Raw genomic sequence first — 11,326 nt, forward strand, 5'->3', positions numbered from 1 at the left:
TTTTTGGTTTAGTTTCTCTTATCCTTTGTTCATAATAAGTATTGCTGCAATTAAAAAGGAAAACAGTAGAAACCAAAATATGATATGGGTCAGCAGTGTCAGAAAGAATGTTTTAGTTTTTGACAGATGATTGAAAAATTGAACATTGGTCCAAAAATAAAAGACAAAATCAATTAGGATTAATGTTCTGAATACCGTTTCGATAGCAGGAGTTCCGTTATAATGATAGAGTAAAGGAATAAAAAGTATAGAGATATATAATTTTTGTGCCGCTTTGTAGGTGTTGAGTATAAAATATTCTATAAAATTATAACCTTGTTTTCTAAAACAAATAGCAGTCCCGATAGTATGTAAAGGAATGCTGAGTAACGTTATCCAAGCAAAATGAGATGTCAGCCATTCTTTAAGTTTTTCAACCGTAATGCTATAATCGGAAATTGTGCTTTGCTCAGTTTTTGGAAATAGATCAATATGAAGCAGATGAATTAATGCAATATAAACTGTTGCCAAAACTATTATTAAAGAAATAGGTTTGAAATGTTTGACTCTTTTTCCCTCAATGAATTCACGAATCGAATGACCAGGTCTGGTGAATAATTGTTTACCAGTATAGGTTATTCCGCTATCAAAATGAAATAGTCCATGTTGTAAATCATGCAATAAGAAATGCAAATTGAGTTGGTGCGTTTCAGCAGTTTGCCCACAGTTGCTGCAATAATGTCCTTTATAAGTTTGATGGCAGTTTTTACAAGTGATATTCATTTTCTGTCGTTTTTATTCTTTGTAAAAAAGTGAAAGCAGAATTTTTTTAAAGGTAAATATAAAAGATTTATTAAAGAGTATCCAGAAAAGCATAAGGAGAATAGATCCTATTTTAGTCTTTAAAAAGAGTTTCTCCTTTGACTAACCAGGCAAAACCAAAACTTTCTATGGCCAAGGTTTCCATCCAAAATATTAATGGGAATGTTTTAAAATGACTTGAATCTATAATTTTAAGAGTATCGGCTAATAATATAAGCATAGCTAAAATCATCAAAACGCCGCAAGTTCTGTAAACTCGGTTTCGAATTTTTTTTCGCGTTCCTCTTTTACTTGGTGATTTGTCTGATTTTGTAAACAAAAAGATAGACATGTAGGATAGACATGAAAAAAATAATCCTGCAGCCGTGTAATGAAAATACATTCTAAAATCGCTTATAGGTAAAATGGTAACAGAATATTTTTTGGCAGTATCACAACATATATCCGTGATATTATTCGTTGGGAATAGAACCACTAAGAGTGCAAAAACTCCCGCAAATAAGGAAATGTAAAAATCAATAGGTTCTTTGCCTTTGTAAACAATTAGAAAAATGGCCAAAAGACTTAAGATTATAACAAAAATACCACTCACTCTTGTGTAATAATAATGACTGATTGATTCTAAAGGGTGTGGCAATCCATTGGCAATGTATAGGAATATAAATAAAAGCAGAGGCATTGCCATTCCCAAAACACCAATAATCTTTCGTAGAGTCAAACTATTGGTGAGCCAGATAGTGTTTTTTTCTTCGTAATCTACTTTTAAAGCAGTAGTTAAGTTGGATTCCTTAGATTTATTCATAATAATTTGGGTTTAAGTTAGAGTCTTAAAATAAAGTATTATGTAAATATAAGATTACTTTTGTTAGTATCGCAAGAAAGTATCACCTGTCTTTATACCCAAGGCCAATTCCTCCAGATTTGTATTTTCGAGCATAAAAGCCAATTCGTTACGAATGGATTTAAATTTTTCATGAACCGGACAGGGATGTTCCTCAGAGCATTGGCTAAGACCTAAACCACAACCTGTAAAAACAGAATCTCCTTCTAGAGCAGTAACAATATGTGAAAGCTTAATTTCGCTCATTGTTTCTTTGGGAATTTCAAAACCACCTCCAACACCTTTTATGGAACGAATAATATTGCTCTTGGATAATATTTGAAGAATTTTGGCTGTAAAAGCTTCGGGAGAATCAATTTTTTCAGCAATGTCTTTTAGACCCACCCTTTTGCTTTGAAAGGATTGTGAGGCTATAAATATTGTTGCTCGAATACCGTATTCGCAGGTTTTAGAAAACATAATTGGTTTTTTACAAATTTAAATAAATAAGTCGTATTTTCTAATTAATAATTTGAATCAAGGATTGATGCTATGATTTTATATTTTCAAAGCAGACCTAACAGGTTTTTAAAACCTGTTAGGTCTAATTCAAATAATTATATAAAATGTTGATTCGCATTGCAAATTACATGATAAGGTTTGTTCTTTAATTTCATTATAAAAACTAAAATCCTCCAAAACGGATAAAAGAACCAAAAATAAGTATCAAAACACCAATCAAGGTGACAGATAGAATATGAAAAGTCATTTCTGGTAATTTATCAGGATTGGTTTTAAGTTTTGGCAATACTCGGAATTGGGCACTCAAGGCAAAAAGCACCGTTAGTAAAAGCAAAAGCAATTTAGTAGAAACCACTTTTTCTATTGGTGTAGCAAAATGAAACCAATACTCGATGCTTACGCCATATTTATAAGCCATCAGGATTCCGGTGACTACTAATAAAACCAAAGCAGTCATTCCGACTGGTTCATACTTTTTCTCATAGTCGAGGATTATATTCTGATTTTTCTCCTTGAGGGCTTGAGGTAAATGACCGAAGACCAATAACAAATGACCGCCTACCCAAATGGCGGCACACAAAAGATGAATGATTAGTAGGAAATGATGGTTCATATAATTTGGGGTTTATATTTAAAAATGCCAACAGTTAGCATCAAAAGCCCCGTTGGTAAAAAGATACTCGATAAAAACAAATTTTGATAATAATCCGGAAATGATCCTAGATTCAGGAATAGCCAAATGCCTTGAAGGAACAGAAGGATTTCAGTCGCTACAAATCCTAGTAAAAATAGAATGGTTCCCCATTTTTGAATGGTGCTTTTTAGGTTTAAAAAATTATTCTGAAAGGCAAACCCAAAAAGAAAACCAGTGATAATACCCAACATAGTCAAATGAATGTATCCTATGACAAAATTCCTGATCTCATGGGATACTTGCGCTAGTTCCGGAACTAAAACGACCAATTGAATAATAATTTTTAAAGCTAATGAAAACAAAGCAAATCCGTAAACGGTTTTTTGCAATGAAGAAAGTGGAGAGAAGAATGCTCGCAATTGTGATTGAATAAGCTGTATGAAAAGAACAGCCGACAATAATTGCAACACAACCCCAATTCCGTTTATCCAATAAAAAATAGGGTTAGATAATGACCAACTCACAGGCAAAGCCAATGTTAGTACCGTTGAGCTGACGAATAAATTATAGACCACACGAAATTTTTTCTCGTTTATAGTAAGTTTTGATTGCTTGAAAAACAAAGCCAAAACAGCAAACAAAAACCAACCATTAAACTGAAAATGGAGAAAAAACTGAATTGCAATTTGATAAAAAGCACTTGCCTTTCCTGCTAATCCCACAGCGGGACCCAGGCACCAAACACCCAATGTAGAGAAGAGCATAAAGAACAAAGCGGTTCGTAACATTCTTTTTTCGGGAAAGGTGGTTGGTTTAGCGTCTTTCCAAATGAGATAACAGAAATAGTAACTGCAAAAAATATGCATAGTCGAAAAGAGGATAGATACAAAAGCATATCCTTGGGCGGGGAAATCAATCATCATTCCAATGACAGCGATTTCGGTAACCCAAAATAATCGGTTGTAAATAGGTTTTTGTTGTGCTTCTTTGGGAACAAAAAAATGAAAAATCAAACAGTACAGCATCAAATACACCCAACCCAACATGGCTACATGTGAATGACCATGCATCAAAAACTGAAAATTGACTCCTTCAATGCGGGCAACATACATCCACCGGAGCAATAATCCCATTAGTGAAGCAATGAAAAAATTGATAAAACATACCAGAATCCAACACTTTCTCATAATTATCCTCTAAAATGCACTTTAATTTTATCTGTTGAAAGATTTTCGTTTTCTAAACTCTTGAAGGAATGCCCCAGATTTTCGATAGTAGGAGCTCCATTTACAAAATGTTGAATATAATAATTCCCGGTATAACCTTCGTTTTCTAAATATAGAATCATCTTTTGAATGTCATTTTTATTTAATAAATCAGAATGTACCGTTGTTCGTACTTCAAAAGGAATTCCGCTTCCAAGCAATAAATGTAATGACTTTTCAAAAGGTATAAAAAGTTTTGACTGGGTTATCTTTTCGAACTTTGCCGGCATTGCTTTAAAATCTAATGCGACATAATCGATGCGCTTTTTTATGATAAGTTCTTCAAGTACTTCGGGTCGAGAACCGTTAGTGTCAATTTTGACTAAGAATCCCATTTTTTTTACTTCGGCAATAAACGAAATATTTTTTTTATGCAACAGGCATTCACCACCGCTAAAAACGACAGCGTCCAACAACTGCTTTCTGCTTTTTAGGAATAGAAGAGCTTCTTCGAATGAAATAGTTCCTTTCCCAAAAACAATTTCGGGATTGTAACAATACAAACACCGCATATTACAGCCTGCAAACCAAAGTATGCAAGCTGATTTATGTGGGTAGTCTAATAAAGTAAAAGGGGTTATGCTATAAATAGGTTTAGCAACACTTTCCTTCTGTAAAATGAGTTCGTTGTCTGTGTTCACCTTTTTTTCCTATATTAAAACTTTCTACAGGTCTATGATAGCCCATTACTCTTGTGTATACCAAGCACTTAGTGCGTAATTCTTGGTTTTTCTCTAAAATCTGATTGGTTGTTAGTTTCATGATTTTTTATTTTAAAGTTACTAAGTTTCTTAGGTGCTAAGTTTTTAAGTTTCTTAGTTTGAAAGTTTAAGATTGTTTATGTTTTTAATAGATTTAAACTTTCAAACTCAGTAACTCAGCAACTTTTCTATACCTCAATATATTTCGCTTTTTCGGCAATTATGATTTCGTCACATTTTGGGCAATATTCGTGTTCCCCGTTCAAGTAACCATGTATAGGACATACGCTAAATACTGGAGTAACGGTAATGTATGGTAATCTGAAATTGGTAATTACTTTTTTGACAAACTGTTTGCAGGCTTCCGGTGAGCTTATTTTTTCGCTCATGTACAGGTGCAGAACCGTTCCTCCGGTGTATTTGCATTGCAATTGATCTTGTAAAATTAGAGCTTCATATGGGTCTTCGGTATGATTAGCCGGAATTTGAGAACTATTCGTGTAATAAATATTTTCCTCTTGTCCCGCCTGAATAATGTTATCAAAACGTTTCTTGTCCTCTTTGGCAAAACGATAAGTAGTTCCTTCGGCTGGTGTGGCTTCTAGGTTGTACAGATTTCCTGTTTCCTCCTGGAACTCTTTCATTCGGTTACGGATATGATCCAGAATTTCAGAGGCAAATTCAATACCGGCTTCAGAGGTAATGTTGTCTTGATGATGGGTGAAATTTTGTATCATTTCATTCATACCATTCACACCAATAGTCGAAAAGTGATTTCTGAAATGCTCTAGATAACGTTTGGTGTACGGATACAAACCGCGATCATACATCTCTTGTATAAATACTCTTTTCTTCTCCAGAGTAGATTTGGCAATATATAAAAGATGATCCAGCTCAGTGTATAATTTCGCTTTATTCCCTTTATTCAAATAGCCCAAACGCGCCATGTTTATGGTTACCACACCAATGCTTCCCGTCATTTCTGCACTCCCAAAGAGACCGTTACCACGTTTTAGGAGTTCACGTAAATCCAATTGCAAACGACAACACATACTGCGAACCGCATTGGGTTTATAAGCGTTTTCATTTTCAATTTTGTTTCCGTTTTCATCTAAAACGTATTGGCTTCCTATGAAATTCTGGAAATAGGAAGAACCTATTTTCGCAGTATTTTCAAAAAGCAAATCGGTGTTTTCTCCGTTCCAATCAAATTCTTCGGTAATGTTTACTGTAGGAATAGGGAAGGTAAACGGTTGTCCATTGGCATCACCTTCGGTCATTACAGTATAATACGCCTTGTTGATGAGGTTCATTTCTTTTTGGAAATGTTCGTAACGTAAATCAGTTACTTTTTCGACACCACGTTCTTTGGCTCTTACCAAAAGATCATATTCAAAATTGTTTTCAAAAAAATGGAAATCATTCTTTGTTGGGATTTGTGTTTTCAAATCATCAGGAACAACCCAATCAAGAGTGATATTGGTAAAGGGCGATTGACCCCAGCGTGCAGGAACATTCAGGTTGTAAACAAAACTGCGAACAGCTTTTAGAACCTCTTCAAAATCTAAATCGTCTTTAAAAACATAAGGAGCCAAATAGGTATCAAATGAACTAAAAGCTTGCGCACCTGCCCATTCGCTTTGCAAAATTCCAAGGAAATTAGCCATCTGCCCCAAAGCTTCCCTAAAATGGGATGGAGGTTTGCTCTCGACACGACCTCTTACGCCATTAAACCCTTCGTTGAGTAGTACACGCAAACTCCAGCCTGCACAATAGCCTGTGAGACAGTCTAAATCGTGAATGTGAATATCACCATTGCGATGTGCGTAACCTTCTTCTTTAGTGTATACTTTATCTAACCAATAATTGGCAATAATTTTTCCGGCTACATTGTTGACCAATCCTGCATTAGAGTAGGAAGTGTTGGCATTGGCATTAATACGCCAATCGGTTTGTTGTATGTATTCTTCAATGGTTTGAGTACTGTCTACATAAGTGGTATCTTCATTCAATCCGTTAATGTGTTCGCGTTGTAACTTTCTCGTATGCCTGAACAACATAAAAGATCGCATTACATCAAAGTATTTCTTTTCAAATAACTTTTTTTCAATCAGGTCTTGAATTTCTTCAACCGCCCAAACATTTTTAGCAGTGAGCTGATGAATAACGCTCTCAAAAACACTTTCATCAACTGCTATGGAAACGCTTTTAAAACTTTTATCAATGGCATCTTTAATTTTAAAACTTTCAAATGGTTTGTATGTTCCATTCCTTTTGATGACGTTATTCTCCATAGTAGTTGATGTTTAGTGTTTATAATTGTTTTTAATTTTGAGCAGTAAAGTCTTTTTCTAGTTTGGCAGCTTTTGGAAATAAAATATTGTTTTCCAAATGAATATGTTTATGCAAATCCTGCTCAAATTCCTGTAACATTGCAAAGGTTACTCTGTAGGTATTACAAGCGTCTGAAGGCGGAGTGTAATTATTGGTCAATTCGGCAATTTTTCTAAAGCGAACACCTTCGGCATCGTGTTCGTGCATCATCATGGCAATAGGATTTTCTACAGTTCCAAAATGAGGTTGCTCAATTAATTCATCCGAAATGGTGGCATGAACCATTTTTTTGATAAAAGGAAACAGAATCAGCTCTTCTTTTTTCATGTGTTGAGCCAGTTCACCTGCACAACCTTTAAATAGTTCATTTATTTCTATTAACTCCGGATGATTAGCACCATGTACTCGATTTAATTTGTCTAAAAATTGAAGAAGGGTAGGTGTTTTTTCCGAAACGTAACGGTGATGTGTTTTCTCAATATAGTCAGCTAATAAATCTATAGGCCATGAATTAAAATCGATAGCTGATTCATTTTTTGATGATAAAATGGTTTCAATTTCCTGTAATAAATCATTTGGTTCTACAGCTTTTTTCTCACAAGCTTCCTCGACACTTCTATTGCCATTGCAACAAAAATCAATGCCATATTTAGAAAAAAGAGCCGCTGTTCTAAAGTCTTTTGCTACGTATTCACCTATTGTAATTTTCTCTAAAGTTTCCATAGTGATGTTTTTTATAATTAAAAATTTGAATACAAAAATAGATACAATTTTAATAAAAGACAAATTTATCCGTAATTAAATATTTTATTTTTTATTTTTCATAAATATTTGAAAACAAAATAAATATGGTTTTATGATCTTCTTTTTTTGACTTGGTAATTTTACGACTAAATGAAAATTCGGAACATGATTTTTATCATATTCTGGTTGTGACTTAAGAACATTTTGTTGTTGAAAACTTATTAGATAGAAATTTTACGCCGCTTATTATATAGAGAAGGGCATAAAATAAATAAGAAGAAAAAAAATTAAAATAAATGACAATGTTTATAATAAAAGATAAAAATATCTTTTATATTTGCATTTAAATAAAGGACAAATTTATCTTTTATTTAAAACAACAATTTTATTAACTAATAAAAACAGATTATTATGCTTTCAAAATCACAAGCAAGGGCATTTTTTCTGGGAGGAACTTTGGTCACCTTTTTAATCTTTATAGGATTGACCGTTTATTCGTTTATGCCCAGAAATGATCAAACAAATTACAAGGCTATAGACAAACAAGTAGTGAGAGGAAAAGAAATTTGGGAACACAACAATTGTATGGGCTGTCACTCTATTATGGGTGAAGGAGGATATTATGCCCCAGAATTGACAAAAGTTATTGAAAGAAGAGGCGAAGGATATGTTAAGGCTGCGCTGATGTCGCCAGTACCTTGGGCTCCAAACGGACGAAAAATGGTTGCCTATAATATGAATGAAAAAGATGCAGATGCTGTAGTGGCTTACTTCAAATGGATCGGAAAAATAGATCTAAATGGGTTTGACCGAGTGGTTTCTCCATTGTCTAAAGATGAATAATTAAATTATTATAAATATGAAATATAAATCACAAAAAGTAGCCTACTGGTTTTTTGCACTGTGCATGCTATTGTTCTCACTGCAAATTGTCTATGGTTTTATCATGGGCTTTGACCGAATAGGAATTCAAGGGTTACACGATATAATCCCTTTTAATGTTGCCCGAGCGGTACATACCAATTTATTGGTGGTTTGGTTGCTAACCGGTTTTATGGGAGCCGCCTATTACATTATACCCGAAGAAGCACAATGCGAACTGATAAGCGTAAAATGGGCTTACATACAATTAATTTCTCTTGCAGTTGTTGGAGTTATAGCCATAGTTGGCTTTCACTTCAATCACTGGGAAGGTAGAAAGTTTCTAGAGATTCCGAGAGAACTTGATTTCTTGGTTGTTGTCAATGTATTACTGTTCTTAGGATTGATTTTAGGAACTCTTTATAAAGGAAAACGCAAAACCACAACCGCTTTGGTATTGTCTATGGGATTGTTGTTTGCGGCCTTGTTATACCTGCCGGGTATGATTTGGTTTGACAGTCAGGTAATGGATTCATTCTTCCGTTGGTGGGTAGTTCACTTGTGGGTTGAAGGTGTTTGGGAATTAATTATGGGAGGTATCCTTTCGTACTTACTAATCAAATTGACAGGTGTAGATAGAGAAGTTATCGAAAAATGGTTGTACGTAATCGTAGGATTGACTTTCCTTTCTGGAGTTTTAGGTACTGGACACCATTATTATTACATAGGAGTGAATAAAATTTGGTTAATCGTAGGTGGTATTTTCTCAGCACTAGAACCTTTGGCTTTCTTAGGAATGGCATTGTTTGCTGTGAATATGTATCGCAAAGGAGAGAAAAGCCATCCTAACAAAATAGCTTTATTCTGGACAATAGGTTCTTCTATCGTATCTTTTATAGGTGCTGGTTTATTAGGTTTTGCACACACTTTGCCACAAACTAATCTTTACACACACGGAACATTGGTTACAGCTATGCACGGACACTATGCTTTCTGGGGTGCATATGCAATGATAGTTTTGGCAATAATCAGTTATGCATTGCCAAATGTAACTGGTCGTAAAAGATACCAAAGCGCAACAGGAATGGCAGCCTTTTGGTTGTCTAATGTTGGGATGTTAGGAATGACAGTAGCTTTTGGAGTGGCCGGAGTTGCACAAGTGTATTTAGAACGAAAAATGAAAATGGAATTTATGGTTGTACAAAACGAAATCAGTATTCACTTTGTGGTATTGTTGATTTGCGCCACTATGTTCGCCACAGGAATCTGTCTGTTTGTTTACGATTTCATAAAATACGGACGTCCAACAGATGAAGCCATAAGAGAATAAATGTTGATAGTAATTAATAGTCTTTAGTGGTTGGCTAGGAATTTATATCATAATGTGAATAAATTCTAAAATTTCAAAAAAATGAATACTCAATAAAAACGGTATTCGCTCACCTCTTTTTAATTTTTTTGAGATCCCCCAAATGCTGATCACTATAGACTAATTACTAAAAAAAAATAGCTTGTTGGAAGTAATTCTATAAAGATTTTATGTTTCACTATATGCAAACAATAATTACCTCCAAATGAGATAAACAATATAAATAAACGTACTAGTTCAGCTTTGTTTAGCCGGAACGCTTTGATGATTGTTATAGAGCTTCCATTTCCAGTAAACTTTTGTTTTGCGTTCCGGTTTTTTTAAAAATTAAAAAATATGTTAGCAGATACTTTAATAAGCACGCCATATTACCAGGCTGTAGGCAAAGAAGTAGAAGTCTTTGAACATTCCTATAAAAATAAAATTCCTTTTTTATTAAAAGGACCTACAGGAACGGGAAAATCCCGATTTGTAGAATATATGGCGTATCAATTGGATAAAAAACTAATCACCATTAGCTGTCACGAAGAAACTTCATCTACGGATTTAATTGGTCGATTTATCATCAAAGGAGATGAGACCGTTTGGCTCGATGGTCCTTTGACCACCGCCGTAAAAGAAGGGGCAATAATCTATCTGGATGAAGTTGCAGAAGCCCGTCCCGATGTCATTGTGGCCATACATTCGCTTACGGATCACAGACGCGAACTTTTTATAGACAAACTTGGAGAAACAATCAAAGCACATGAAGATTTCATGTTGGTGGCTTCTTTCAATCCGGGATACCAACGAGGATTTAAAGAGCTAAAGCCATCTACACGTCAACGATTTATTGCAGTTTCTTTCGAGTATCCTGAGTCTAAAATAGAAACTGAAATTCTGATAAACGAAACGAATATTGATAATGACACCGCCAAAAAGTTGGTAGCCATTGGTAATAAAATTAGAAATCTTACCGAATTGGGATTGACCGAAACGGTTTCAACACGACTTTTGGTCGATGCAGCCAAAATTATCCAATCTGGATTACCAAAACGATTGGCAGTTCATGTAGCCGTTGTCGAACCTCTTACTGATGATTTGCAAACATTAGAAGCACTGAAGGATTTGTGCAACTTAATGATATGATTTTAAGAGTTTTCACCCACAGAAAGCTCACAAACAAAGTCATTGCGAGGAACGAAGCAAACTCACTAGTAAAATTAAGCATAGTAAATCATAAAAGTTGATATGTAAAATGTGGCTTTGTACTTCACAATGACAAAAAAATGAAAA

Annotated in this window: 12 protein-coding genes; 3 read left to right on the forward strand and 9 right to left on the reverse strand. The window is 34.5% G+C overall.

Translation table 11 applies throughout. The annotated features are described in order from the left end of the window. Positions 1 to 18: 18 nt before the first annotated feature. From OZP08_RS07670 to ric, 9 genes are all read right to left on the reverse strand, one after another. Positions 19 to 762 (reverse strand): DUF3667 domain-containing protein, encoded by a 744-nt coding sequence (locus tag OZP08_RS07670; RefSeq protein WP_281323387.1) that lies wholly within the window; start codon positions 760 to 762, stop codon positions 19 to 21. 112 nt (positions 763 to 874) lie between these two features. Then, on the reverse strand, positions 875 to 1,603 hold the full coding sequence (locus tag OZP08_RS07675) for a hypothetical protein (RefSeq protein ID WP_281323388.1): 729 nt from the start codon (positions 1,601 to 1,603) through the stop codon (positions 875 to 877). Positions 1,604 to 1,666: 63 nt separating this feature from the next. After that, positions 1,667 to 2,101 (reverse strand): RrF2 family transcriptional regulator, encoded by a 435-nt coding sequence (locus tag OZP08_RS07680; protein WP_268849044.1) that lies wholly within the window; start codon positions 2,099 to 2,101, stop codon positions 1,667 to 1,669. Between the two features lie 205 nt (positions 2,102 to 2,306). Further along, entirely contained in the window at positions 2,307 to 2,756 is a 450-nt protein-coding gene (locus OZP08_RS07685) for a CopD family protein (protein WP_281323389.1), read from the reverse strand. Further along, complete coding sequence (locus OZP08_RS07690) at positions 2,753 to 3,910, reverse strand: hypothetical protein (RefSeq protein ID WP_281323390.1); 1,158 nt, start codon at positions 3,908 to 3,910, stop codon at positions 2,753 to 2,755. The genes OZP08_RS07685 and OZP08_RS07690 overlap by 4 nt, the downstream gene beginning before the upstream one ends. Positions 3,911 to 3,966: 56 nt before the next feature. Then, positions 3,967 to 4,683 (reverse strand): anaerobic ribonucleoside-triphosphate reductase activating protein, encoded by a 717-nt coding sequence (locus tag OZP08_RS07695; RefSeq protein ID WP_349293466.1) that lies wholly within the window; start codon positions 4,681 to 4,683, stop codon positions 3,967 to 3,969. Continuing rightward, the gene (gene nrdD / locus OZP08_RS19705; protein ID WP_349293467.1) at positions 4,637 to 4,804 is read right to left on the reverse strand and encodes an anaerobic ribonucleoside-triphosphate reductase; all 168 of its coding nucleotides are present in this window, start codon (positions 4,802 to 4,804) and stop codon (positions 4,637 to 4,639) included. The genes OZP08_RS07695 and nrdD overlap by 47 nt, the downstream gene beginning before the upstream one ends. Positions 4,805 to 4,931: 127 nt before the next feature. Continuing rightward, positions 4,932 to 7,037 (reverse strand): ribonucleoside triphosphate reductase, encoded by a 2,106-nt coding sequence (locus tag OZP08_RS07705; RefSeq protein ID WP_281323391.1) that lies wholly within the window; start codon positions 7,035 to 7,037, stop codon positions 4,932 to 4,934. 31 nt (positions 7,038 to 7,068) lie between these two features. Continuing rightward, positions 7,069 to 7,800, reverse strand: a complete 732-nt coding sequence (gene ric, locus OZP08_RS07710; protein ID WP_268849047.1) for an iron-sulfur cluster repair di-iron protein — start codon at positions 7,798 to 7,800, stop codon at positions 7,069 to 7,071. Positions 7,801 to 8,232: 432 nt separating this feature from the next. On the opposite strand from ric, the gene OZP08_RS07715 reads away from it, so the two are divergent. The 3 genes from OZP08_RS07715 to OZP08_RS07725 all read left to right on the forward strand — a co-directional run bounded on the left by OZP08_RS07715 (position 8,233) and on the right by OZP08_RS07725 (position 11,179). Continuing rightward, positions 8,233 to 8,664: a c-type cytochrome gene (locus OZP08_RS07715; RefSeq protein WP_268849048.1), complete on the forward strand. Its 432-nt coding sequence runs from the start codon at positions 8,233 to 8,235 to the stop codon at positions 8,662 to 8,664. A gap of 16 nt (positions 8,665 to 8,680) precedes the next feature. Further along, the gene (locus tag OZP08_RS07720; protein ID WP_268849049.1) at positions 8,681 to 10,012 is read left to right on the forward strand and encodes a cbb3-type cytochrome c oxidase subunit I; all 1,332 of its coding nucleotides are present in this window, start codon (positions 8,681 to 8,683) and stop codon (positions 10,010 to 10,012) included. A 375-nt stretch (positions 10,013 to 10,387) separates the two neighbouring features. Next, positions 10,388 to 11,179: a CbbQ/NirQ/NorQ/GpvN family protein gene (locus tag OZP08_RS07725; RefSeq protein WP_281323392.1), complete on the forward strand. Its 792-nt coding sequence runs from the start codon at positions 10,388 to 10,390 to the stop codon at positions 11,177 to 11,179. Positions 11,180 to 11,326 lie beyond the last annotated feature (147 nt).

It is taken from the genome of Flavobacterium aestivum, from assembly GCF_026870175.2.
Lineage (GTDB): Bacteria > Bacteroidota > Bacteroidia > Flavobacteriales > Flavobacteriaceae > Flavobacterium > Flavobacterium aestivum.

Bases quoted from the DNA above. Each gene is read 5' to 3' on its own strand.
- OZP08_RS07670 (WP_281323387.1), bottom strand. From the start codon at position 762: ATGAATATCACTTGTAAAAACTGCCATCAAACTTATAAAGGACATTAT.
- OZP08_RS07675 (WP_281323388.1), bottom strand. From the start codon at position 1,603: ATGAATAAATCTAAGGAATCCAACTTAACTACTGCTTTAAAAGTAGAT.
- nrdD (WP_349293467.1), bottom strand. From the start codon at position 4,804: ATGAAACTAACAACCAATCAGATTTTAGAGAAAAACCAAGAATTACGC.
- ric (WP_268849047.1), bottom strand. From the start codon at position 7,800: ATGGAAACTTTAGAGAAAATTACAATAGGTGAATACGTAGCAAAAGAC.
- OZP08_RS07685 (WP_281323389.1), bottom strand. From the start codon at position 2,756: ATGAACCATCATTTCCTACTAATCATTCATCTTTTGTGTGCCGCCATT.
- OZP08_RS07720 (WP_268849049.1), top strand. From the start codon at position 8,681: ATGAAATATAAATCACAAAAAGTAGCCTACTGGTTTTTTGCACTGTGC.
- OZP08_RS07705 (WP_281323391.1), bottom strand. From the start codon at position 7,037: ATGGAGAATAACGTCATCAAAAGGAATGGAACATACAAACCATTTGAA.
- OZP08_RS07680 (WP_268849044.1), bottom strand. From the start codon at position 2,101: ATGTTTTCTAAAACCTGCGAATACGGTATTCGAGCAACAATATTTATA.
- OZP08_RS07725 (WP_281323392.1), top strand. From the start codon at position 10,388: ATGTTAGCAGATACTTTAATAAGCACGCCATATTACCAGGCTGTAGGC.
- OZP08_RS07715 (WP_268849048.1), top strand. From the start codon at position 8,233: ATGCTTTCAAAATCACAAGCAAGGGCATTTTTTCTGGGAGGAACTTTG.
- OZP08_RS07690 (WP_281323390.1), bottom strand. From the start codon at position 3,910: ATGGGATTATTGCTCCGGTGGATGTATGTTGCCCGCATTGAAGGAGTC.